The sequence below is a fragment of the Paenibacillus sp. JSM ZJ436 genome (assembly GCF_044383795.1).
In the GTDB taxonomy this organism is placed as follows: domain Bacteria; phylum Bacillota; class Bacilli; order Paenibacillales; family Paenibacillaceae; genus Paenibacillus_AQ; species Paenibacillus_AQ algicola.
This window is the reverse complement of record NZ_JBISEO010000002.1, coordinates 117,854-142,615: the sequence shown is the minus strand read 5'-3', so window position 1 is coordinate 142,615 and position 24,762 is coordinate 117,854. Positions and strand designations below refer to the sequence as shown.

The 24,762-nt window shown below is 54.0% G+C and carries 14 protein-coding genes and 1 pseudogene; 13 read left to right on the top strand and 2 right to left on the bottom strand.

The genetic code is table 11. From position 1 onward, the window contains the following. Positions 1 to 48 precede the first annotated feature (48 nt). The 4 genes from ACH6EH_RS02995 (at position 49) to ACH6EH_RS02980 (ending at position 4,730) form a co-directional block, all read left to right on the top strand. Positions 49 to 969, top strand: a complete 921-nt coding sequence (locus tag ACH6EH_RS02995) for an ABC transporter ATP-binding protein (RefSeq protein WP_397331252.1) — start codon at positions 49 to 51, stop codon at positions 967 to 969. After that, entirely contained in the window at positions 966 to 1,682 is a 717-nt protein-coding gene (locus ACH6EH_RS02990; RefSeq protein WP_397331053.1) for an ABC transporter permease, read from the top strand. Before ACH6EH_RS02995 ends, ACH6EH_RS02990 begins: the two co-directional genes overlap by 4 nt. A gap of 2 nt (positions 1,683 to 1,684) precedes the next feature. Next, positions 1,685 to 2,422: an ABC transporter permease gene (locus ACH6EH_RS02985; RefSeq protein WP_397331052.1), complete on the top strand. Its 738-nt coding sequence runs from the start codon at positions 1,685 to 1,687 to the stop codon at positions 2,420 to 2,422. Positions 2,423 to 2,537: 115 nt separating this feature from the next. After that, positions 2,538 to 4,730: an alpha-galactosidase gene (locus tag ACH6EH_RS02980; RefSeq protein ID WP_397331051.1), complete on the top strand. Its 2,193-nt coding sequence runs from the start codon at positions 2,538 to 2,540 to the stop codon at positions 4,728 to 4,730. Positions 4,731 to 4,962: 232 nt separating this feature from the next. Here the strand turns inward: ACH6EH_RS02980 and ACH6EH_RS02975 are convergent, their stop codons facing one another. Continuing rightward, positions 4,963 to 10,572, bottom strand: coding sequence for an S-layer homology domain-containing protein (locus ACH6EH_RS02975; protein ID WP_397331050.1), 5,610 nt, complete (start codon positions 10,570 to 10,572; stop codon positions 4,963 to 4,965). A gap of 414 nt (positions 10,573 to 10,986) precedes the next feature. Then, positions 10,987 to 12,735, bottom strand: a complete 1,749-nt coding sequence (locus ACH6EH_RS02970) for an alpha-glycosidase (RefSeq protein WP_397331251.1) — start codon at positions 12,733 to 12,735, stop codon at positions 10,987 to 10,989. 309 nt (positions 12,736 to 13,044) lie between these two features. On the opposite strand from ACH6EH_RS02970, the gene ACH6EH_RS02965 reads away from it, so the two are divergent. The 9 genes and pseudogenes from ACH6EH_RS02965 to ACH6EH_RS02925 all read left to right on the top strand — a co-directional run bounded on the left by ACH6EH_RS02965 (position 13,045) and on the right by ACH6EH_RS02925 (position 24,705). Continuing rightward, complete coding sequence (locus ACH6EH_RS02965) at positions 13,045 to 16,194, top strand: hybrid sensor histidine kinase/response regulator (protein ID WP_397331250.1); 3,150 nt, start codon at positions 13,045 to 13,047, stop codon at positions 16,192 to 16,194. Continuing rightward, positions 16,172 to 17,308 (top strand): response regulator, encoded by a 1,137-nt coding sequence (locus ACH6EH_RS02960; protein ID WP_397331049.1) that lies wholly within the window; start codon positions 16,172 to 16,174, stop codon positions 17,306 to 17,308. Before ACH6EH_RS02965 ends, ACH6EH_RS02960 begins: the two co-directional genes overlap by 23 nt. Before the next feature lie 142 nt (positions 17,309 to 17,450). After that, positions 17,451 to 19,016 carry a methyl-accepting chemotaxis protein gene (locus tag ACH6EH_RS02955; protein ID WP_397331048.1) on the top strand — a complete coding sequence of 522 codons (1,566 nt, stop codon included), beginning with the start codon at positions 17,451 to 17,453 and terminating at the stop codon, positions 19,014 to 19,016. 15 nt (positions 19,017 to 19,031) lie between these two features. Continuing rightward, positions 19,032 to 21,467 (top strand): EAL domain-containing protein, encoded by a 2,436-nt coding sequence (locus ACH6EH_RS02950; protein ID WP_397331046.1) that lies wholly within the window; start codon positions 19,032 to 19,034, stop codon positions 21,465 to 21,467. 215 nt (positions 21,468 to 21,682) lie between these two features. Continuing rightward, a complete protein-coding gene (locus ACH6EH_RS02945) occupies positions 21,683 to 21,943 on the top strand; it encodes a metal-sensitive transcriptional regulator (RefSeq protein ID WP_138224288.1) in 261 nt (86 codons plus the stop codon). Positions 21,944 to 22,055: 112 nt separating this feature from the next. Next, a pseudogene (locus ACH6EH_RS02940) lies at positions 22,056 to 22,283 on the top strand (sulfurtransferase TusA family protein); the annotation flags it as partial. Positions 22,284 to 22,379: 96 nt separating this feature from the next. Further along, positions 22,380 to 22,865 carry a DsrE/DsrF/DrsH-like family protein gene (locus ACH6EH_RS02935; protein WP_208204514.1) on the top strand — a complete coding sequence of 162 codons (486 nt, stop codon included), beginning with the start codon at positions 22,380 to 22,382 and terminating at the stop codon, positions 22,863 to 22,865. 93 nt (positions 22,866 to 22,958) lie between these two features. Further along, positions 22,959 to 23,516: a sulfurtransferase TusA family protein gene (locus ACH6EH_RS02930; protein WP_397331249.1), complete on the top strand. Its 558-nt coding sequence runs from the start codon at positions 22,959 to 22,961 to the stop codon at positions 23,514 to 23,516. Between the two features lie 58 nt (positions 23,517 to 23,574). After that, positions 23,575 to 24,705, top strand: a complete 1,131-nt coding sequence (locus tag ACH6EH_RS02925; RefSeq protein WP_397331045.1) for an MBL fold metallo-hydrolase — start codon at positions 23,575 to 23,577, stop codon at positions 24,703 to 24,705. Positions 24,706 to 24,762: the final 57 nt, after the last annotated feature.

Sequence of the window (24,762 nt, the reverse complement as noted above, 5' to 3'; positions counted from 1 at the left end):
GAGGGAACCGGTATTTAACCTTGGAGCTTTAAAGTGAATTCCGAGGTGATGAATGTGGCTGAATGGGTTATCGAAACCAAAGGGCTGACCAAAATGTACAAAAAGCGTGCCGTCGTGGATCAGGTGAATCTGCAGATTGCGAAGGGAGATATTTACGGTTTTCTGGGACCGAACGGGGCGGGGAAGACGACCACCATCCGCATGCTGCTGGGCTTGATCCAGCCGACACACGGTGTCATTGAGATATTCGGCCGGGATTTGAAGAAGGAAAAGCTGACTATTTTAAGGCGGACAGGTTCGCTCGTAGAGTCCCCTTCTTATTACGGACATCTGAGCGCTGTTGAAAATCTGGAAGCACTTCGCCGCATTCTGGCGGTGCCTAAACAACGGATTGACGAGGTGCTGGACATGGTCTCACTGACCCGGGAAGCCAAGAGGCCGGTTAAAGGATATTCGCTTGGAATGAAGCAGCGGCTCGGTATTGCCGCTTCGCTGCTGGGCAGTCCTGAGCTGCTCATTCTGGACGAGCCGACGAACGGGCTGGATCCGGCCGGCATTCAGGAGATTCGGGAGCTGATCGTAAGCATGCCCCTGCGATACGGGGTCACGGTTCTCGTATCCAGCCACCTGTTAAGCGAAATTGAATTAATGGCTGGCCGGGTCGGGATTATTCGAGAAGGCAAACTGGTCTATCAGGACACCGTACGTAAGCTGGTATCCCAAGCCTCCGAGGGCTTTACGTTCAGCGTATCTGATCCTGAAGATGCGCTGGGACTCGCTTTGAAGCTGGGATGCCGTGGCAGGCTGCGGGCCGGTATGCTGGACCTTGCACCGATGCCGGATGTCCAAGTAGCCGATGTCGTTCGGCAGCTGGTAGAACAGCACCATATGGTATACCGGGTGGAGGAGAAGCGCAGGTCGCTGGAGGACATCTTTATGGAGATCGTCGGAAAGGGAAACAGCCTATGATGAGCCGGGCGTTATTTGCGGAAGAGCTGAAGATCCGGGGGAAGGGCATCTGGCTGCTGGCCGTGATTGGTCCCATCGGACTCATTGGCATGCAGGCGCTGAATTACGGACTGCGTTTCGATTACTTGATGAAGGCTTATGCTGCGGATATGTGGGGCGGTCTGCTGGAGAACATCTTTAGCTTTGTGCCCATTGCCCTCATTCTGGGATCGGCATTACTCAGCTCGCTACTGGCCAATGTGGAGCACCAGCACAGCTCCTGGAAGCAGCTGCTGGCTTTGCCGATCAGCCGGACCGCGGTGTTTAGTTCAAAATTTGTGGTCCTTTGTATATTGCTATGCTTCTCATGTGCGCTGCTGTTCGTCGGTATCATTGGTCTGGGCCTCATGCTCGGAATGCCAGTGAATGAGATGCCGGTCTATGACATTCTGCGGATTAGCTTCGCGCCGCTAGCGGGGACGCTGCCGCTGCTTGCCATCCAGCTGTGGATGTCCATTCATCTCAAGAATCAAGGCATCCCTGTCAGCATCGGTGTAACGGCAGCGATTGTGTCCTTGTTTGCCATCCAGTTGCCGGACTATGCTCCGCTGAAGTGGCCGCTGCTGGCTTATCAGGGTCCTGGACAAGGCAAAGTGATTGGAGCCGGCCTGGTCCTGAGTGCGTTAATCGGCCTGGCAGGAGCGATTCATTTCCACCGAAAGGATGTAGACTAGGCATGATGACGTATTACTTCAGAGCTCTGTCATCCGAATGGCTGAAGCTGTCCTCTTCTCGAATTTGGCTGCATCTGCTGCTCAGTCCCTTGCTGGCTCTGCTGATCAGCATCGGAAATGGAGCTCCCGAAAGCGACATGCCTTGGCATGTTCTGGCAGGAACGATGACAAGCGTGCACGCCTTGCTCTTCCTGCCGATCTTGACCGGGATATTTGGAGCGATGATATGCCGCTACGAGCATGCCAGCGGCGGATGGAAGCAGCTGCTGGTGACTCCGGTTTCCCGCACGGCGCTATATTGCGCCAAGCTCACCGTCGTGGCTATTCTTATTGGCGGAGTGCAGCTTCTGTTTCTGGCAGCGGTGTTCAGTGCAGGCTGGTATTATGGCGTGCATGCCCCCTTACCTTGGGATATGCTGTTAACAAGCTTGCTTGGGGGCTGGGCAGCCTGTCTGCCGCTGGCGGCCTTACAGCTGTTATTATCTACAATCTGGAGCAGCTTTGCTGCTCCGCTAGCTCTGAATGTGGTGTTTACTATTCCGAATATGCTTGTGGCGAACTCGGTGCAGTACGCTCCCTACTATCCATGGGCCCAGCCACTGCTGGCGATGGTGCCGTCAGGGGAAACAGGCTTCGGAGCGTTTGTAGTACCGCTGCAAACATGGATGCTTATGGTGATGGGCGGATTCATATTGTTTTTTGCTGCCGGACTGGTCTATATCCAGCGAAAAGAAGTATAGGGAAAGGCAATATGACACAAAAGTCCATACAGAGAATCACTTCAATGAAGTTACTTCTCCTGGATAAGCTAGTAGAATGAAGTCATGCTCATCCTATTATTCAGGAGGTATATTGATGCCTATTTATGTTGACAAGAACCATGAATTGTTTCATCTTCAATCCAAAAACTCCAGCTATATCATTCAAATTGTTCGGGGCTACGCAGCCCATGTCTATTATGGTCCCAAGCTTCGCCAGGGCAGCAATCTGGGAGGGATGCTGAAATATGAGCTTCGTTCCTCGTTCACTCCGAACACGGTTCCGGATGACAAAACGATCTCATTAGATACGCTTCCACAGGAATATCCGCAGTATGGATCCAGTGATTTCCGAAGTCCAGGATACCAGGTGAAGCTAGAGAACGGCTCCCGGATTACGGAGCTGGTTTATGAATCGCATGCCATTTATGCTGGCAAGCCCGAGCTTGAAGGACTGCCAGCCGTTTATGTCGAGCAGGAGCGCGAGGCGGAGACGCTGGAGCTGACGCTTGCCGATCACGTTACAGGACTGAAGGTGGTGCTGTGCTATTCGGTGTTTGCAGATTTTAGCGCGATCACACGCTCGGTCCGGTTTGAGAACGGGGGAGAAGAGACGCTTGCTCTGGAGCGCGCGCTTAGCGCTTCCCTGGATTTTGCGGACAGCCGTTATGAGGTGTTGTATTTGTCCGGGGCATGGGCTCGCGAGCGTCATATTCAGCGCCGCAGACTGGCACCGGGAAGCACTTCGATCGGCAGCCGGCGGGGCTCCAGCTCGCATCAGCTGAACCCGTTCATGGCGCTGGTCCGCCCGGAGACCACAGAGCATACAGGCGATGCATATGGCTTCAGCCTTGTTTACAGCGGCAGCTTTATGGCGGAGGCTGAGGTGGAGCAGTTCGGGATGGCACGGCTGCAGATCGGGATGAATCCGTTTGATTTCTCCTGGCAGCTGAATCCGGGAGAAGGGTTTCAGACCCCGGAAGCCGTGCTAGTCTATTCGGACGAGGGGCTGGGCGGGATGTCCCGCGAGTATCACCGTTTGTACCGCACCCGTCTGTGCCGGGGCGTTCACCGCGACCGGGAGCGGCCGATTCTGATCAACAACTGGGAAGCGACTTATTTTGATTTCAATGCAGATAAGATTGAGGAGATCGCCAAAGCGGGCAGTGAGCTGGGGATTGAGCTGTTCGTGCTGGATGACGGCTGGTTTGGACGCCGGGACAAGGACAACAGCTCGCTTGGAGACTGGTATGAGGATCGGCGGAAGCTGCCGGGCGGCCTGGCGGATCTGGCGGAGCGGGTACGGGCGACGGGGCTGCAGTTTGGCCTCTGGTTTGAGCCGGAGATGGTATCTCCGGACAGTGACCTGTACCGGAGTCATCCGGACTGGTGCCTCCATGTGCCGAACCGCCGGCGGACGGAAGCCCGCGAGCAGCTGATTTTGGATATGTCGCGGGAGGATGTCCGGACGTATGTGTATGAGCGGCTGAGTGATATTTTTAGAAACGTACCGATCTCTTATGTAAAATGGGATATGAACCGCAACATGACGGAGATTGGCTCGGCGGCGCTGCCTGCACATTTGCAGCGGGAAACGGCGCATCGTTATATGCTGGGGCTTTACGGGCTGCTGGAGCGGATTACAACAGAGTTTCCGGATATTTTGTTCGAGAGCTGCTCCGGCGGCGGCGGACGCTTTGACCCCGGCATTCTGTACTACATGCCCCAGACCTGGACGAGTGACAATACGGACGCCGTTGAGCGCCTGAAAATCCAATACGGAACGAGTCTGGTATATCCGGTTTCCACGATGGGAGCGCATGTGTCGGCTGTGCCGAACCATCAGGTGGAGCGGACGACCTCGCTTTCGTTCCGCGGCGATGTGGCCATGTCTGGCAACTTCGGCTATGAGCTGGATCTGACCCGCTGGACGGAGGAAGAGAAGGAGATTGCAGCACAGCAGGTCAAGGATTACAAAGAAATCCGCGGCCTGGTTCAGCAGGGCGATCTGTACCGGCTGCTGAGCCCGTTCGAGGGCAATGAGACGGCGTGGATGTTCGTGAGCCCGGACAAAAGCGAAGCACTGTTGTTCTATTTCAAGGTGCTGGCTGAGCCAAACGGTCCACTGCAGCGCGTCCAGCTGGCAGGGCTGGATGCCGGCAAGGACTACCAGATAGGAGCCGATGGAGAAGTGATGGGCGGCGACCGGCTTATGGCTGCCGGACTGCCCGTGTCCTCCCTGCATGGCGATTTCTCCAGTATGTGGGTGCGATTGAAGGCCGTAGAATAGCTGTCGGGGACGAACCAATGTGGTGCTTGCATTGGGACAATCAGAGTGAAGCCGCACTAAAATGAGCGCAGCCCAGGCTGAACCCGTGTGAGATGGGTGGAGGCAAACTCCTGTTTCACACGCGTATAGGTAAGGGCACAAAAAGAAAACATCCGCTTCCAAGTAGAGGATAGCGGATGTTTTCTTTTTTAGTTACGCTATAGTTTTTCACTAAAACATATAGTTCTACTTTTTAGCGGGAGAGCAAATTATAAAGCACCTGAGCCATCTCTGCTCGAGTAGTTGTGCTTTTCGGGTTGAGCTTGCCGCCGTTGCCGGTAATCATACCGCTTGCTGCCAAGTGCTCCATCGCTTCCAGCGCGTAGCTGGAAATCTGGTCTGCGTCGCTGAAGTCGCCTGTGGAGAGAGTGGCTTTCTCTCCGTTCTCTCCCGGCACTTCGTTTAGCATCTCCAGAGTGCGGTACAGGAGCATGAACATGTCTTGTCTCGTAATCTCGCGCTCGGGTGCGAACTTGTTGTCTCCTACACCGGAGGAAAGACCAAGCCGCTTGGATGCAGCAAGATAATCCGAGTAATAGGTATCTCCCGCATCGGAGAAGTTATTCACAGAATCCTCGTCAGGATCGATGCCATAGGTGCGCATTAGCATTACGATGAACTGGCCTCTGGTTAATTTCGCGCTTGGACTATAAGCGCCATTTCCGGTGCCATCCGTAATCTCACGCGCTGCCAGATAGGTCACCGCAGCATGACTCCAGTGTGCCGCGGTCACGTCGCTGAACGTTACCTTATGGTAGCCGATGGCGAATGTGGATACATGCATGGTCTTAAGCTCTATTGTGCCGGAAGTCGCATGATATGCGCCGCGGGCCGGTTTCAATATGCCGTTATCCTGGATGGAGTAGACGACAATGGCGTTTGGATCCTCGCTTGCACCTGGAATATATGGTAGACGAATGCTCGCACTGCCGTCTCCGAGTTCGGTAATGTTTCGGTTGCCGGAGTATACGGTAAAGCCGTATACCGGCCGATTGCCAATCTTCGCTTTTGCGTCATCCGTAAGTTCCATGGTGTCTTTGCGGTCTATGCTGATTCGGATATCGCCGGTGAGTGAGGCTGCATGAATGGCATCAACGGCAGCAGCATCAAAGGTCACGGCTCCGAGGCGTTCGACATTCACCATAAGCTTGGCGGCTGTGCCGTCTGCAAGGCTGCTGAACGCATCCTTCGGGATGCTGAGATCTACAGCCTGGACTGATGCTTCTGTCGCAAGCGTAAGCTTCACGACCGCCTTGTTTCCGGACGATTCTGCTTGTATCGCGCTGTCGATCAGCTTCGACAATACTCCAGTCTCCACGCTTGCCGCCATTCGGCCGGAACTGCTAGAGATGCCGGAGACGGTGCTGCTAATCGTCGTTGTTCCGCCCTGTGTGCTGATATCCATACCAGGGTTACCTGGAGCAGGGGTCTCACCGCTGCTGCCCGGATTGCCGACAGGCGGAGGATTAACACCCGTCAATGTGGAAAGCTCGCTGTAAGCCTTGCCGGCGGCGTTTGCTGCAATAGCAATCCAGGAGAAGGTCGCTTCTGCAGAGAGGTTTTTGGCTGCAAGGGAAGCCTTCGCATCTGTGGCTTCTACCGTGCCGAGTGCATTGTTGTCATAAAGGACAGCGTCCACAGCCTTGACGTTCAACGTCTTCGGAGCGGTGTCGAAGTCCATACGGAGCTCGAAAGTGTCCAAATCGGTCGCTTTCAGGCCCATATCGTAAGAAGGCAGCTTGGACACATTGTAATAACTGAAATCATCCAGCTTCGGAGAGTAGGAAATAACGTATACTTTTCCGTTCGCCAGATCAAAATACAGGGTCTGATAGTAAGCATCCCCGCCCTCATTCCCGGACTGGTAATCGGTCAGAATCTGATAAACGTTTCGTTCCTTGATGCCATCTCCATCGTCATCAAAGCCTGCAACGTTGATAGCCGCTCCGTGATAATGTCCATTAAGAACCATGACGACATTCGGATTTTTTGCAACTACTTCGTTTTGGAAGAAGAGGCCGTGTGCGTCCTGCTCTCCTGAACCGTTGGTATAACTATGGAAGGCCAGCACAGCCATACGGTCCGAATACTTGGCCAGAACCTCATTCATCCAGTCTGCTGCGCTCCGGTCATAATCGTAGCTCATATATACAAAAATCATGTCCTGGCCACCGGCCGTCACCAGATCGTAATGGCCCAGGTTATTCTTGTAGGACTGTCCATAGACAGAGCTTTCGCTAAAGCGGTTTGCTCCGAAGTAACTCTGATAATTCTCATACCTGGCGTTATGGTTGGCGATGTCATGGTTACCGGCTAATACGCCGTAGGGCAACCCAGCTTCCTCCAGGATCTTCATGTATTGATCAGCATGCTCCCATTGATAGGTCTCGTCAATATCGTCTACAAGGTCACCGGTATTCACGAGATAACGGAGGTCCATACGCTCCTTGTTATTGACGATGTACCGGTTGCGGGTTTCGAAGTTCCACGGGTAACTTTCCGAGTAGTACTGCTCATCCGTAGTCCAGGCAATTGCGAAGTCATATTGCTCCGGTTCTCGTGTACCGTCCCAGACGTAATTGTTTTTTACCGTGCTTGGACGGCTGGCGGCAGTAACAGGAGGCAACTCGGCGCCTCGGCCCTGGGCAAGTACATACACTTTACCGTCTGCAGCATAGTCCTTGGTTTCAAATACTGTTGACACCTTGCCTTCTTCCTTCGTGGACAAGAGCGGAAGCCAGCGGCTGGCATCATTACTGCGCACATAAAGGCGAACATCCTTGCCGTAATCCGTGCCAGCTTCGAGCTCAAACCTTAGAGAAGTGTCCCCATTATTGACGTCGAATTCATACAGTTGATAAGGCAAGCTGCCGTTGGTAGAGGAGACCGTTCCGATCACACCGGCTTCAGCCGCCGCTGTGTCATCACCGCTTCCCTGATAGACTTTGATGCCGTTGCCTACAGTAAGAGCTGTTGCTTCATGAAAAGACACCACTGAATCCGCTCCGCGGCCAAGAACAGCGGTCAATTTGGCCGAATCGGTCTTCACGTCAGAAGAAGAGAGCGACGAGAAAGATGGAACGTTTACGCTAGATGTAAAGGTCCAGGTACGTGTGCCGGTATTACCGTGAACATCCTGTACGGCGGCAGTCAGTTCATGGGTTCCCGGTGCCAGGGATGAGCCGTTAAAGCTTGTCCCTTCCAGCAGAGTTCCGTCCAGCTTGAGCATCAGTGTCTCCTCCAGCACCTCGGACAGATCACTGTAACCAGGTTCGAACGTAAAGCTGCTATTAATATGCGCTGGAACATCGGCCGAAATGACCGGTGCCGTGTTGTCTACAACAACGTTAAGATCCAGATTTTCCGTACTTGTCGACATAGAAATCGTATGGTTTCCATCTGGGGTCTTTGTCGTATCCCAAGTCATGCGATTGGCATTCATGGATCCGGCTGGGATCGTAAAGTGCAGCTCCACAGAGCGTTTGCTGCTGTTCAGCGTGATGAGATCGGAGGAATGAACCGCCCCGTCAGGCTGCAGCTTGGTTCCATCTTGCAGCACAAGCTGAAAGCCTGTCACATTGAAGTTATCGCTCTGGGTGCCAGACGAAATATCCAACGCGTCAATCTCCGTACCGGCGAGGATCTGAATCGTAACTTCAGCGTTCCCGTCCGAGTTGACTTGAAAGAGGTGAGGGTCAATCTTGATCGCACGGGAAGGCAGCACATTATACCAGCGCGAGAACACCTGTACGAGGGTTCCGTTAACCAGAACGGCATTTTTGCGCCCATCCAGTCCATTGATGTCCAAGGTAAAGTAAGCACCCTGCTCCAATGTGCGGGAGGTGTCCACCGCAGCGCCATCGATTTGGATGGCAACCTCCGCGTTATCAGAGGATCTTCCTGTGATGTCAACCTTGCCGGAGAGAATCTGCCCCTCTGACAGGTTTGGGCGCAAGCCGGTTACCGGCGGACTGCCGGCTACATGTACCCTGTGAACCTGCGATTCCGTTGGGTGAAAAATATTTCTAGCTTCCAGATAATATTCAATATAGGAGGCATTCAGAAACTTGTCTGCTCCAATCTCTACATAGAACTTACCTGGTGTCCGCGTATTGAATGAGTTGGATGGCTGAGCGGTCCACTCGTCGGATGAATCCGTGCGGTAAAAGACGGTAAAGCTCCGGATTCCGGTGGAATCGGTGTAGGCGTAGGGTATGCTGAGATCCGTACCTTCCTGAATAGTATTGAATTCTTCATCATTCCCGAGTCGTTTCAACACAGGAACAACACCGGAATCTTGAATCACTGTTTTTTGCTGCTCGTTCACTTGACCGGCGGTAGGCGAGGCCTTCTTGCCAATCGGGACGGCGGTAGCCACGCCCTCTGCAGCCTGAAGTTGAACACTGCTGCCCTCTTCGGAGCCGGCGTCCGTAGAGATATAGGTGTATGAGGATACCGGTTCCTGACTGCCTTTGGCTATGATGGAAATACGGGCAGTCGTGTTTTTCAGCGCTTTCTGATTGTTTACCGAGAACACAGGCACCACATCTGGAACACCGAGACTTGCGCGGAAATCGGCCTCGGACGGCATCGTAACGTCGCTTTTTTCCAGGTCCACACGACGGACCCAGAACACAGCTGCGCTTTGAGCCGGAATCTTCACCTCAGCTTCGTTAAAGGTCAGTCGCAAGTCAGAGACCACGGCTACATCCAGGTCGGTATAGACCAGGTCGAAGCTGTTGCCAAAGTCCAGCTCTGTATCGGATGTGTTATAGACCTCGATATAATCCATGCTGTCGATGGTCGACCCACTGAGTCCTGTGTACGACTGATTACGCGGAATATCGTTGGGATAGATTTCGGTCAGGTATACCCCTCCGGTCGCAATAGTCGCATAGGCCGGAATGAGCATGAGCAGGGGCTGGCTTGTTTCGCCGGATGTGTCCTTGAGAACAACATAAAGATCCTGCGCGCCAGCAGAGAGCGCTGTAAGCGGAACGTTGTTCTCACCTGCATCGATAGGTGTACCATTTCCTGTCGTATCAATAGTTGGAGCCGTTTCACCATGAGGCACAGCAGCGTAAAAATAAGCTCCGGCTTTGTTGGAAGTAAAGGTCACCATCGCCGAGCTTTCACTCATACGGTTAACGGTTCCCGCTGCAAGCTGAGGTTTAAGAGAAAGACTAGTTTGCTCTTCGCTCACCTGTCCGGCTGATGAAGGCGCTTGTTTGGCAATGGGAACGGCGTCGATGGCATTTGCTGCGGCACGAAAATGTACACTGGTGCCTTCCACTGCCCCCGCATCTGCTGTGACATAGGTATAAGAAGACATGATTTCACTCGTACTCTTGGAAACGATTCTTACGGTGGCCGTTGAATTTTTCAGTGCTTTCTGATTGTTCACCGAGAAGACAGGCACCTCATCCGGAACACCGAGACTTGCGCGGAAATCGGCCTCGGACGGCATCGTAACATCGCTTTTCTCCAGGTCTACACGACGAACCCAAAACACAGCTGTGCTTCGGGCCGGGATTTTCACTTCGGCTTCGTTAAATGTGAGCGGCAATTCGCCTGTGTCGTTGTAAACCAGATCGTAATCTGCGCCAAAATCAAGCTCTGTATCAGAGCCGTTATAAACTTCAATATAATCCATGCTGTCAATCGTGCTGCCGCTGAGCCCTGTGTAGGTTTCGTGGCGCGCGATATCATTGGGATAAATCTCGGTAAGCCATACCTTCTGTTCGAAGGAGGGAAGGCCAGAGTCCGCGGCTTGTACGGGAGTATGAGGCCATAATCCTGTCATGATGGGGAGTGTTAAAAATGCAGCTAAATATTGTCGAGTTCTTTTTTTCATGCTGTTTCTCACCTTTTCTCTGGAAGTAAATTTGGTCTGCCTTATCTAAAAAGTGTTCTGAAGCCGATATGTAAGCCCGTTTTATTTATGGACTGTCCCCTCTCTGGCATAGGTATTTAATCCCATGAATAGAATTAGTATAAAGATCAACTGTTAACTCCTTGTATTCGGTATATTAAGTATCTGTGAAATTCTATATGCAAACACTAGGCGATACGGCGAGGCTTGCTGTAAGACAGAAATGGCGGCGCCGGGAATAACTCCCTAAGCACCGCCATCTCTATAATATTACCTTATCTTCATGAAGCGCTGTTTCTTCAGATGAGAGAACTTTCTTTTGAGACAGCCCCGGGGTTTAGCTGCCTATGCCTCGGCCTTTAAGATGGCAAACCCGTACGCGGGCAGCTTCACGCTGAGACGGCCTTTTGCAGCCTGTACTTCTTCCTGGGTCCATAGATTGGTCCACTTGGCTTCATTGGCGGGGACGCTGAGCGTCTGGCCCATTTTGTCATTGTTGACCAGGATGATGATGGACTCCTGATCGTCCTCACGGCGGTATGCCAGCTTCCCGCTCTGATTCTCAGCCGTCAGGAAATGGAACGAGCCTGTACGCAGAGCTGAGTGCTCCTTGCGCAGGGAAATGAGCTTCTGGTAGAAGTGGAACAGCTCCCGATCCTGCTTGGCGGTATCCCACTCCATGCATGCGCGGCAGCCTGGATCATGTCCGCCTTCCATACCGATTTCATCGCCGTAGTAGATGCAAGGCGTGCCGGAGTAAGTGAACTGGAACATCGCCGCCAGCTTCATAAGGCGCTTGTCGCCGCCGGCGAGTGTCAGTAGACGTGCCGTATCATGACTGTCCAGCAGATTGAATGCCACCTCGCTCGCCTGGCGCGGATAACCGGCCAGCTGTCTGCCGAGCATGAAGGAGAACTTCTCGGCGTCAATCGACTGCTGGATAAAGAAATCCAGCACAGCGTTCGTGAACGGATAGTTCATGACGGCATCGAACTGGTCGCCCTCCAGCCAAATGGAGGATTCATGCCATACCTCACCGAGGATGTAGGCGTCAGGGTTCGCTTTTTTGACGACCTGACGGAATTCGCGCCAGAACTGATGACCAACCTCATTCGCCACATCCAGGCGCCAGCCGTCGATCCCCGTCTCGGTGATCCAATACTCCGCAGCCTTCAGCAAATACTCCTTCACTTCCGGATTTTCGGTGTTCAGCTTCGGCATCAGCGGCTCGAAAGCAAAAGTATCATAGGTCGGGATGCCGTCCACCACTTCCAGCGGAAGAGAACGAACATAGAACCAGTCCTTGTACCGGGAATTCTCGCCGTTCTTCTGAACATCCACAAAGGGAGCGAACGTGCGCCCGGAGTGGTTAAACACCGCATCCAGCAGCACCCGGATACCCCGCTCATGGCAGAGATCTACAAGCTGCTTCAAGGTGTCCTTGTCCCCGAACTGCGGGTCAATCATCATATAATCTTCGGTATCGTATTTATGATTCGTCGTCGCTGTGAACAGCGGTGTGAAATAGATGGCATTGACGCCCAGCTCGCTAAGGTAATCCAGGTGGTCCATAACCCCTTGCAGGTCCCCGCCAAAAAAATTGTCCCGGCTCGGCTCCGCACTGCCCCAAGGCAGGGCACCCTCTGGATCGTTCGAGGTGTCGCCGTTAGCAAAGCGCTCCGGAAAAATCTGATAAAATACCGCGTCCTTCACCCAATCCGGCGTCTGGAACACGTCCACGGGATTGATAAACGGATACTCAAACAGCCGGTCCGGATTCGCAGGCGGCTCTTCGTGGAAGCCGTACTCGGACATCCAGCGCTTTTCCCGTCCCTGCTGCAGCAGGAAGCCGTATTTCAGGCGGCGGTAAGGAGGCTGGGTCTCACACTCCCAATAATCAAAAAGCTCATCAGACGAAAGCTTCTCCATCGGGATGTACTCCATTGTCTGATCCCATAAATATTTGTCGCCTGTAAGGGCATACACTTCTGTCATGTCGTTTTTCTTCGTGCGAATTCTCAGGTGGACCGTGCGTCCATCATAGGCATAAGACCAATTTTTCCGCGGGCGGTGATATACGGCTTCCAATAACATCATCATTGTCCTCCTCCAATGGAATCATAAAAAAGGTACAGCCAGGACTAAGTATAGCCGAGGTTGTACCTGTAAGATAACATTGCCTTCAAATTTATGCTGTTACCGTTTGTGCAAACGATTTACTAAGAATATAACACGGCTGGTTCTATTGAGCAAGATGGCGGCAGACAGCTTTTTATAAAATTACCCGTTTCCTTAAATATACAACATGAAGATTTGCTGAAAGGTACCAAAAATTCAAGGTTACTGACCGATACAAAAGAGACAGACTTCCCGTACATACTGGAGGAAACCGCCTTGAACAATGTGAAATGGACGGGATTCACGGCAGCACTGCTGGTGCTGCTGACCATCGTAAATATAATCAGCTTTATAGATACAGATCCCCCTCCGGCGGCGGAGCAGGGTACGCTCGATCTGAGGTCGTGGGAGGGTCTTGGGCAGGAGATCATCCCGCTGAAAGGGGAGTGGGAGTTCTATCCGGGCGAGCTGCTGGACAATCCCGCCCATGCCGTGCTGGAGCCTGAGATTCAGAAGGTGCCAGGGAACTGGAAACAACCCGGCGTCAGCGCGCTGACCTCAGGCACGTTTCGCCTGAGCATTCTGCTGGAGCCAGAGCGGGCAGGTCCGCAATCATTGCTCGTGCCACTCATTCGCAGTGCGCACCGAGTGTACGTCAACGGCACACTGGCAGGTGACGATGGCGAGGTGGCCTTAAGCGAGAAGGGCCACGTCGGACAGGTGCGGCCCTACGCCACAGACGTCAAGGACCGCGAAGGCGTTATGGAGCTGCTGATCCAGGTGTCTAACTATGACCATGCGGTTAGCGGCGGCATCATTCAGGCGATTGAAATGGGACCATCCGCCGAAATTGACCGGAAGCTGCAGCAGCAGGCCGCGTTTGAATTCGGCATTCTGGTCGCCTTTGCGCTGTTTGCGCTGCTGTTCGGCGTCATTCATGCCCATGCCCGCGGCGGCGGCTATTTCTATCTGGCTTGTTTTTTTGTCTGTAATATGCTCGTGACGATGATGCAGGGCTACCGCTGGATTTACGTTCTGTGGCCCTCGGTGGAGAGCGGACATGTGATTCCTATTCACTGGGCGGGCTCCATCGGCATTGTCATTTTTTTGTTTCTATATGTTAGCAGCCGGTATGAATATCTGGCGGTTCACATGTGGCGGACCCGTATTCTGGGGGTATCTTCGGCATTCGTTGTCGGTGTGCTGATCTTTCCGACCTCTGTGACGACGACGCTGTTATGGCTTTGGCTGTTGATATCAACGCTGATTCACGGGCTTGTGCTGGCGCTGCTGGTTGCAGCTATGAAGCAAGGGGAACAGCAGGCAAGGTTTGAGTTTTTGGCATTCTGCATGTTCGCCGCCCTCTCTCTGCTGAACATGCTCCGCATTCTTGGATACGACATTTCAGAGCCGGTCTATTTCGGACAGGTACTGGGCTTCAGCATGATGATGACTATGCTTCTGGTGCTGCAGTTCTTCCGGGCTTATCGGCAAGCCCGTCATTCCATCCGGGAGTGGAGAGAGGCAGATATGCGGAAGGATCAGCTTCTGTTGGGCATTTCCCAGCAGCTTCACACTCCGATCCAGACGATCCTTAGTGTGGCGAACGCCAGACTACATGGCCCTGAACCGCTGACGCCGGAGCTGCAAAGTGATCTCCGGCTGATAACGGCGATCGGCTGGTCAGCGACAGAGCTGATGAATGAAGCCGTCGATGTAAGCCGGCTTCGCGGGGGAGACTTAGCGCTTCAGCTGCGCCCGGTACGCCTGTCCCGGGTGCTGGAGGAGGTTATGGAGCAGCGGCTGCATGAGCTGTCCCAGCCGCTGCACGGCCACGGTGAAGTGGTCTGTCAGGAGGTGCCGCGCTCCCTGTACGTTCAGGCTGACGAGAAGCGGCTGGTACAGCTGCTCGGAATCCTGCTGAGACTGCTTAACCGGAAGATGGACGGCGGTGCAATGACGCTGCAGGCGAAAGCAGCCGGGGATCAGGCGGTGCTGCGGATCTCGTTATCCGGTAGCGGCGCGGCTGCTGCTCATGCCCAGTTTCGCAAGGCATGGGAAGAGGAGCAGCCATGGAATGAAGCCAGCCAGAGTCAGCAGCTTGGACTCCTGCTGTTGAAGCAGCTGACCGGCCTGCACGAGGCAAGCCTCGATTTCCGCGAGAACGGCTTGGACATGGACTTGACGCTTCTCCGGGCACCGGAGGATGCAGAGCCTTTGCCGCAAGCTCCTCAGCCGCCAGTATGGAAACAAGTGGAACATATTGAGGCCTCTGAGGCCGGAAGACCGTCGCCTGAAATCCTCCGGGATCAGATGATGCAATCTCTTCCGGCAAGCGAGAGCATACAGAAAGACGGATGGCTTTCTTGGAGCCGTGAGCCTCAGCGCGGGGGCAGCATTCTCCTGGTGGATGAGGATGAGCTGAATGTTGAGATTGTGAAAAGGCTGCTGGAGCTGGATGGACATCACGTCATGACCGCGAGGGATGGGTCAGCCGTGCTGAAGCAGCCAGAACTGATCTCTCGCAGCGACCTGCTCATTCTGAACAAGGCGCTGCCGGGCTTATCCGGGCTGGAGCTATGCCGGAAGCTGCGGCGGCAGTATTCTCTGGCGGAGCTGCCCATTCTTATCCTGACCTCCAAAGGCTACCCGAACCATGCGATCGCGGCGAGGGAGGCGGGAGCCAATGATTTTCTGGCCAAGCCCATCGAGCCGTCCGAGCTGCGGGTTCGGGTGCAGACGCTGCTGGAGCTCAAGCGTGCAGTGGGCGAGCAGATCCAGATGGAGCTGGCTTTTTTGCAGGCACAGATCAAGCCTCATTTCCTCTTCAATACACTGAACTCCATCGCCGCGCTCAGCAAGAGCCGGCCGGGGGAAATGATGGAGCTGATGATGGAGCTCGGCAATTATCTGCGGGGCAGCTTCCGCTTTGACCCTGCCGAGCAGCTCAGTCCGTTTGCAAGAGAACTGTCGCTGGTCAAATCGTATCTTCACATCGAGCAGGTTCGGTTCAGGGAGCGGCTGCGTTATGAGCTGGACATTGAGTGTGACAGCTTCCGGTTGCCGCCGCTTACCATCCAGCCGCTGGTCGAGAACGCGGTTCGTCACGGGATCATGAAGCAGTCCAGTGGTGGCTTGGTTCAGGTAAAGGTATATAAAGAAGCCGGAGAGATTGTAATCAAGGTGATCGACAATGGTGTCGGTATGGATGCAGGCAAGGCTCTGCAAGGGCGCGGAGCTTCTGTATCTCCAGGCTCTTCAAGCACATCAAGCACATCAAGCTCGGGCGTAGGCATCCGCAACATTGATTCCCGGCTGAGACGAATTTACGGCAAGGGACTGAGTATCATCAGTGTGCCCGGAGAGGGGACAGAGGTGTCGGTCCATCTGCCGCTGGAGAGGAGTGGACGCTGTGAGAGCGATTCTCGTGGATGATGAGCCGCTGGCTCTGGAGCACCTCGCAGAGGAGCTTGGAAGCATTAGCGGCTGGGATATCATTGGGACCTTTCAGGACCCGGTGCAGGCGCTGGGGCATATCCTGAAGCTGCAGCCGCAGGTGCTGTTCCTGGATATTGAAATGCCGGAAATGAGCGGGATCCAGCTGGCCGAAGTAGTAAGAGAGCAGCTCCCGGAGCTATTCATCGTATTCGTGACGGTATATGAAGAATACGCCGTCAAGGCGTTTGAGCTGTATGCTCAGGACTATGTGCTGAAGCCGATTTATCGAGACCGGCTCATCAAGCTGACGGAGCGGCTGCAGCACTGTATGCGGTATATAGCGCCTGCACTTCCGGCTGAAGCCCCTGTGCTCCAGTTATTTCGCTCCTTCCAGCTGGAGCGCCGGGATGCCGCTCCACAGGCACTGAAATGGAAGACCTTCAAGGCTCAGGAGCTGTTTCTTTATTTATTGCATCATCGGGGCAGGCTCATGCCCAAGCAGGTCATCATTGAGCAGCTATGGCCGGAGACCGAGTGGAAAAAAGGAACCACTCAGCTCTACACCGCAGTATACCAGATCCGCAAGCTGATGCAGGACGAGCAGCTGCCTGTTCAGATCCTGAACAGCGAGGAGGGGTACCGCCTCGACCCTGGCGGAATGGAGCTGGACGTAGACATCTGGGAGAAAAGGCTGCGAGAGGCGCCTGCCCTTACAAGAAATACGCTGCCCCAGCATCTGTCTATTTGTGAGATGTACACCGGCGATTATTTATCCCGGTACGGCTATGCCTGGGCAGAACCGGAGCGTCACAGGCTGAGGCATAAGTGGCTGCAGCACGTTAAGAACATCGCCGGCTGGTATCAGGAGCAGGAGGCCTTAGAGGCGGCGGCCGAACTGTACCGGCGGGCACAGGGCATTCTTCCGGAGGAGGAGCTGTTCTATCACGAGCTTATGCTCATCTATGCCCGGCTTAAGGATCGCTTTTCGGTAGAACACCAGTACCGGCAGCTGCAGGATATGCTTGAGGAGCAGTTCGACGCCGCGCCGCGGGAGGAAATACAGACCTGGTTTCGCAGCTGGAGCCGTTCGCAGGACCGCTCGCTGGACTGACCGGGCAGGGGACTAGTAGGCAGCAGTGGATACAGCAGAATGAATCAGCACCTTGGTTTCAGAAATGTTTCAAACCCTTTTATTACAATAAAGGTATATAAACAGACTGCGAAGGTGCGGATGAAAGGAAGAATATGCGTTCATGTTAGAGCGGAAAAACAAGCTGATGCTATGGATTGTCACTGCTGCTGTTATTTTAAATGTGTTGATTTTTGCAATGACCCGGTTAGTAAACCCATTCCGGCATGATGCCGGCGTCCACGGCGGTCATGCCGGACCCATTGTTCTCTCACCCTCAGTGCTTGCGGGGCAAAATGTCCTGCTGCTAATTTCCCTGGCGCTCTGGCTGGTGTGTACCTATTTATACTGGCGCAGCAGGGGCTCTTCGACATGGCTTCCGGGCGTGATCGCAACCGCCCTGACCTTTGCCAGTATTTCTATCATCAGCGGCAGCGGGGGCTCGGTTGAGTTTCACTTTTCGATCTTTATGGTGCTGGCCACGATCGCCTATTACGAAAGTGTCCGGCTTGTGCTGATCATGACCGTCCTGTTTGCGATTCAGCATCTGGGTGGCTATTTCGCAGTACCGATGCTAGTGTTCGGCGTTAGCGATTATCCGTTCCTGATGCTGGTGATCCACGCCCTGTTTCTGATTCTTACCTCCAGCGCAACGGTGCTCCAGATCCGTTCCAAGCAGAGCATTTACCGGCAACTGGAAGCGGAGAAGGAGGAGAAATCCCGTCAGCTGCTGACCTTGATTCAGGAAACGAAAGAGCTGTCCCGGAGCATGGACGAGGCGCTGTCTCTTGTCAGCAGCAAGGCAGAGGCGAACCGGAAGCTGACCGGCGAGATTTCCATCGCATCTGGCGAGATGTCCGAAGGGCTGGGAGAGCAGGTTCAGTCGATGGATCAGATGGATGAACGGCTCTCGTCCATCAACGCCTCGGTACTGGAGGCGTATGGAGCGTCGCAGGTCATGAACGCCACCGCAGAGCGGAAGCGCCGCGAAATGAAGGAGAGCCAGAGCAAGGTGCAGCAGTTGGCGGAGCATAACCGCCAGGTGAGGTCCTCCGCTGATCACGTCAAGAATACGCTGAGCCTGCTGCTGCAATCGATGGAGGCCGCACAGTCCATGTCCCGCAATATCCAGGAGGTGGCTGAGCAGACGCATCTGCTGTCACTGAACGCCGCGGTAGAGGCGGCCCGGGCAGGAGAGCACGGGGCTGGGTTTACGGTGGTCGCCCAAGAGGTGAGAAAGCTTTCCATGCACAGCCGCAAGGCGGCAGGAGAGATCCAGTCTATGATGGAAGCTATCTACCGGGAAGCCGTAGAGACCGTGGCCGAGGTGGAAAAAAGCGAGGCGGCGATCCTGCAGACAGAGCAGGAGTTCGCGACCTTCCATCAGGATTTTGAGCAGGTTCAGGCCGCGATGGAAGAGGTGCTCTCCTTCATGCAATCGATCGACGGCAAGCTCAGCATAATCCAGGGAGAAACGTCCGGCGCAGCCGGTGATATGAATCAAATGAGTGCATTTATTGAAGAAGGGTTGGTTTCTATGGAAGAGCTCGCTGCACGGTGCGATCAGCAGGTACAATTCTCAAATCAGGTGGAGGAAGAGATCCTGAAGCTGAAGCAGCTTAGCGCGGCGCTGCAGCAGCGGTTTCTGGTCATGCCGGGTCGGAAGACAGCATCTGGGGAAGGGGCTTAAGCTGTGAATCATTCTATGGATCACTCATGGCAGGGCAGCTATGATACGGCACTCGTCGTTTTTTCCTACATTGTAGCCGTGGTGGCTTCTTATACCGTTCTCGGGTTCGTCGTCCGAATCAGCAAGTCCAGCGGCTGGCAGCGATGGGGCTGGCTGCTGTTCGGCTCGATTGCGATGGGCATGGGCGTGTGGTCCATGCATTTCGTGGGCATGCTGGCCTTCTCGCTGCCCGTCCCGATTGCCTATGATCTGCTGACCGTCCTGTTATCGGTCGTAGTGGTCATCCTGGCTTCCTTCCTGGCATTGTTCATCGTCGGCCGGGGCACCATAGGCCGTAAAAAGCTGGTCGCCGGCGGACTTCTGCTCGCCAGCGGCATTGTGGCCATGCACTACATCGGGATGGCGGCCATGCAGATCCACATTACCTACAAGCCCCTCCTGTTCGCGGCCTCTATTCTGATTGCTGTGGTGGCCTCGATTACTGCGCTGTGGCTGTCACTGTATTTCGGGAGTGAGCATAAGGGGCAGGAATCGATCAAGAAGCTGGCAAGCGGCCTGATTATGGGCGCTGCGGTCGTGGGAATGCATTATACCGGCATGTATGCGGCAGAGTTTCATCCAGGTGTCGCTGTCAACGAGAACGGCGTCATTCTGGATCAGAAGCTGCTCGCCTATCTGATCGCCGGAGCCACGCTGATGACGCTGGGACTGTCCCTGTTCGGGATTTACATATCCAACCGCTTCTCCAGCAAAGAATCGGAGCTTGAGGTCAGCGAGAAATGGTACAAGTCCTTGTTCGACAACAATCAGGACGGCATCATTTCCGTGGATCTCGATTACCGGATTATTGAGTATAACGATGCCGTCTGCAGGCTGACCGGACTGGACGGAGACTGGCTGCGCCGGCAGACGATTGATCAGATTTTTTCCTTTATTGCCGAAGAGGAGCAGGAGAAGACCCGGATGAAGTTTCTGGCCTCTTTGCAAGGCGTCATCCAGCGGTACGAGACGGCGATTTATCATCAGGATGGCCGACGAGTGGAGCTGAGTGTGATCAACATCCCCGTCAAGCTCAATGAAGAGGTAGTTGGCAATTATATCATCGCTCGCGATGTTACCGAGGACAAGCGCTCGAAAGAAAAAATCCAGCATCAGGCGCATCATGACGAGCTGACCGGACTGCCGAACCGGCGGAGGTTCCATCAGATTCTGAATGAGAAGATTCAGGAGAAGAATACTCCGTTTGCGGTCATGGTCCTGGATATCGACCGGTTCAAAATGATCAACGATTCCATGGGGCACACGTACGGAGATATGTTTCTGCAGGAGGTGAGCCGCCGGATTCAGGTGGCGCTGAAAGATAACCACGTTACATTGTCCCGGATGGGCGGCGATGAATTCACACTCCTCAGCCATGCAGAATTCGATCAGGAGCATGTGGCCGTCATGGCTCAGGATATCATCCGTATGATCAGCCAGCCCTACCGCCTGAAGGATACCGATTTCTATGTCACGGCAAGCATCGGGATCGCCGTGTATCCTATGGACGGGGACAATGCTGCGCAGCTGCTCAAGAACGCCGATACGGCGATGTACGAGGTTAAGAAGAACGGGAAGAATGGTTACCGGCTGTATTCCCGGGAGCTTAATGAGCAGCTTCGTGAGAAAATGGAGCTGGAGGCTGATTTACGCCGGGCGTTTGAGCGTGAGGAGTTCATGCTGTGCTATCAGCCTCAGATCCGCTCCAGCGACAGCAAGATGATTGGCATTGAAGCGCTTGTGAGATGGAAGCACGCTACCCGGGGAATCGTCTCCCCTGGGGTGTTCATTCCGATTGCCGAGGAGACGGGGCTCATCCATGAGCTGGGCTCCTGGGTGCTGCGCGAAGCGTGCCGCCAGATGAAGGAGTGGCATACTGCCGGAGGTCCGCTCATTCCGGTATCCGTCAACTTGTCCTCCCAGCAGTTTCACCAGGAGAATCTGGCAGAATTTATTATCTCCATCCTGGACGAGACCGGGCTTCCGCCGCAGTATTTGGAGCTGGAAATTACCGAGAGCATGATGATGGACCCTACCGTGTCCACGGGCATCCTGCATTCCCTCACGGAGCATGGCATCCGAATCAGTCTGGATGATTTCGGGACCGGCTACAGCTCCCTGAGCTATCTGAAGCATCTGCCCATTCAGAAGCTGAAGATTGACCGTTCCTTTATCCGCGACATTGCGAGTAACGTCAACGACAAAGCGATTGTCGCCACGATCATCGCCATGGCCCAGCACTTAAATATGGATGTCGTGGCAGAGGGGATTGAGACCCAGGAGCAGCTGGACATCCTGACCGAAAGCGACTGTCGGAAGATTCAGGGCTATTTCTACAGCAGACCGCTGCCCGCTTCGGATGTCGAGCAAGGCTTCTTCGTACCGCAGCGCGAGGTATCCTCCAAGGCATAAGCAAGCGGGTGCCTCGTATTCTGTATCAACATGAGCTCGTTCCTCATCGAGGGGCGGGCTTTTTGGTGCGCCAGAACTCTTCTTACAGAAAGTACGCAGTTGACAGTATACCCTTAGCGGTATATATTGGGGTCATTCAAGGAACCCGCAGCGGCTGCGTACAGCGGTCGTGATATATAGCAAGGCATGAAGCATAGCGAGGAGGCACCAGACAGATGGAATATAATGATCAGATGAAAAACCGGGTCAAGCGTATTGAAGGCCAGCTCCGCGGCATTCTGAAGATGATGGAGGAGCATAAGGACTGCAAGGAAGTCATTACCCAGCTATCCGCCGCGAGAACAGCCATTGACCGCACCATTGGTGTTGTTGTGAGCTCCAATTTGGTGGAATGCGTCAAGGAAGCCGAGGAGCGCGGAGAAAGCACGGAGGAGCTCGTTCAGCAAGCCGTGAATCTGCTGGTTAAGAGCAGATGAGTGCAGGTGCGCAGAAGGTGTGTACACGTAAAGGTTGACAGCCTTTGCGTTGTCCTTTAATATACCCCTATGGGTATTAATTATAATACAAATCTCAGGAGGTCATTCATCTATGAATCCAATTCATCACCATCTCGACGTAAAGGGCATGGCCTGCCCGATGCCGATCGTCAACACGAAAAAGGCTATGAAAGAGCTGCAATCCGGGCAGGTACTGGAGGTACAGGCCACGGATCAGGGAGCGCTTAGCGATATGATGGCATGGACGAAATCCGGCGGACATGAGCTGCTGCAGCATACTGAAGACAAGGGTGTTTTGACGTTTTTGATCCGAAAGGGTTATTTTTTTAGCTTTTTATATACCCTACGGGGTACTAAAAATGATAAAGTGTTGTGCAGCTGATTGCAGCTTCATGACAGGGAGGAGCCGTTTCCATTGAATCCAACAAAAAAAACGACCATTGTTCTGTTCAGCGGTGATTACGATAAAGCCATGGCAGCGTACATTATTGCGAACGGGGCGGCGGCTTACGATCATGAGGTGACCATTTTTCATACCTTCTGGGGTCTCAACACGCTCCGCAAGGACGAAATGGTGAAGCCGGGAAGGAAGAAGGGATGGCTGGACCGGATGTTTGGGCGCATGATGCCGCGGGGGGCAGATCGTATGGGCCTTTCCAAGATGAATTTTGCAGGCATGGGTCCCAAAATGATCAAGGAGGTCATTCGCAAGCACAATGCGGTTCCGCTGCCGCAGCTGATTGAGATGGCCAAGGAGCAGGATGTGAAGCTGGTTGCCTGCACGATGACGATGGACCTGCTGGGTCTGCAAAAGGAAGAGCTGCTGGAGGATATCGAATACGCTGGCGTTGCAGCTTATCTGGGAGAGGCGCAGGACGGGAACGTGAATCTGTTTATATGATGCAAGGACGTCTACAGCAAGAGGGATATATTTTTTTAGCTTTCATTATACCCATAGGGGTAATAAGAGGAGTGTGTAATCGTGAATCTGAAAATGGATATGACGCTGGATGCCAAGGGCCTGGCTTGTCCCCTGCCGATTGTCCGCACGAAAAAGGCGATGAAAGAGCTGGAGGAAGGACGGGTGCTGGAGGTACAGGCTACAGATCCGGGCTCGACCGCCGATATGAAGGCCTGGGCAGAAGGGATGAGGCATCAGTATCTCGGGACGGTGGAAGCAGAGGGAGTGCTGAAGCATTACCTCCGCAAAGCGTCGGGGGAGGAGGGGCAGGAACGACAGTTTGCAGAGGTTTGCAGTCTCGCGGAGCTGGAGCAGAAGCTGGACTCTGCCGACCCATTCATCCTACTGGATGTGAGGGAGCCGGCGGAATACGTATTCGGCCATATCCCCGGAGCCGTATCCATCCCTCTTGGGGAGCTGGAGAGCCGCTCAGGCGAGCTGGATCAGAGCAAACCGGTGTATGTGATCTGCCGCAGCGGAACACGAAGTGATCTCGCGGCGGTCCTGCTGAAGAGGGCAGGATTCCAGCAGGTGATCAACGTCGTGCCGGGTATGAAGGAATGGAGCGGTTATATAAGAAGTCAGCTTTAACCTGCAGCCAAGGACGGCTGAAGGGGATGTCATTCATAGAGAAGAGGAGGAAGAAACTGTGACACCAAGAGCGATGGAGCTGCAAGAAGCTGCACAACGGATCATGGAACAAAAGCCGTTGTTTATTCTGGATGTGCGTAATCCGTCCGACTTTAAGGAATGGAAGCTGGAAGGGAAAGGCTTCACCTATCTGAATGTTCCTTACTTTGAGCTTCTGGACGGGGTGGAGGATATTGTGGATCGGCTGCCCGCGGACCAGGAAGTACTGGTCGTCTGCGCTAAAGAGGGCTCATCGGTGATGGTGGCAGACATGCTGGTGGAGCAGGGAAGAAAGGCTGCTTATTTAAAGGGCGGCATGAAGGCCTGGAGTGAGCATCTGGTGCCTGTGAAGATCGGAGATCTGAAGGGCGGAGGGGAGCTGTATCAGTTTCTTCGCTATGGTAAGGGCTGTCTCTCCTATATAGTCATATCCGGCAATGAGGGGATTGTCGTGGATGCGTCGCGCATAACGTCTTTGTATATCGATTTTGCAGCAGAGCGGGGGATTCAGATTACGCATGTTATCGACACGCATTTGCATGCAGACCATATTTCCGGCGGCCGCAGGCTGGCACAAGAGACCGGGGCTTCATACTGGCTTCCTGAAGAGGACGCGCAGGAGGTCACCTTTGCTTACCACGCACTGACTGACGGTACGGTGCTGCCGCTTGGAATGCAGGGGACTCAGGTGGAGGCTGTATACTCCCCCGGGCATACCATTGGCTCCACATCCTTGATTGTAGATGAGCGGTACTTGTTCACCGGGGATATCCTGTTTATCGACTCCATCGGTCGTCCGGATCTTGCAGGCCAGGCCCGGGACTGGGCACAGCACCTCAGAAGCACCCTATACGAGCGCTACCAAGAGCTGGCGGAAGCGCTGATTGTGCTGCCGGCTCACTATATGAACGTGGATGAGCTGAATGAGGACGGCACGGTCGCAAGAAGTCTGGGCCAGCTGTACCGCGAGAATCACGGGCTGAACGTGAAGGATTCCGATGAATTTATGTCCTTGGTCAGTCAGAATCTGCCGCCCCAGCCGAACAGCTATGAAGAGATTCGCCAGAGAAACATGGGAAGACTTGACGCAGCGCCGGACCGCGAGCGGGAGATGGAGATTGGACCTAACCGCTGTGCAGTGAGATCATAGGCAGATGAAATAGCGCAGTATTAATATGATCCGGCAAAATGGGGTATAAATACAGGG

What these genes read in the sequence shown, in the direction of transcription:
- ACH6EH_RS02975 (WP_397331050.1), bottom strand. Translation starts at nt 10,572, where the DNA reads ATGACAGGATTATGGCCTCATACTCCCGTACAAGCCGCGGACTCTGGC.
- ACH6EH_RS02950 (WP_397331046.1), top strand. Translation starts at nt 19,032, where the DNA reads ATGGATCACTCATGGCAGGGCAGCTATGATACGGCACTCGTCGTTTTT.
- ACH6EH_RS02990 (WP_397331053.1), top strand. Translation starts at nt 966, where the DNA reads ATGATGAGCCGGGCGTTATTTGCGGAAGAGCTGAAGATCCGGGGGAAG.
- ACH6EH_RS02945 (WP_138224288.1), top strand. Translation starts at nt 21,683, where the DNA reads ATGGAATATAATGATCAGATGAAAAACCGGGTCAAGCGTATTGAAGGC.
- ACH6EH_RS02980 (WP_397331051.1), top strand. Translation starts at nt 2,538, where the DNA reads ATGCCTATTTATGTTGACAAGAACCATGAATTGTTTCATCTTCAATCC.
- ACH6EH_RS02970 (WP_397331251.1), bottom strand. Translation starts at nt 12,735, where the DNA reads ATGTTATTGGAAGCCGTATATCACCGCCCGCGGAAAAATTGGTCTTAT.
- ACH6EH_RS02985 (WP_397331052.1), top strand. Translation starts at nt 1,685, where the DNA reads ATGATGACGTATTACTTCAGAGCTCTGTCATCCGAATGGCTGAAGCTG.
- ACH6EH_RS02930 (WP_397331249.1), top strand. Translation starts at nt 22,959, where the DNA reads ATGGATATGACGCTGGATGCCAAGGGCCTGGCTTGTCCCCTGCCGATT.
- ACH6EH_RS02955 (WP_397331048.1), top strand. Translation starts at nt 17,451, where the DNA reads ATGTTAGAGCGGAAAAACAAGCTGATGCTATGGATTGTCACTGCTGCT.
- ACH6EH_RS02995 (WP_397331252.1), top strand. Translation starts at nt 49, where the DNA reads ATGAATGTGGCTGAATGGGTTATCGAAACCAAAGGGCTGACCAAAATG.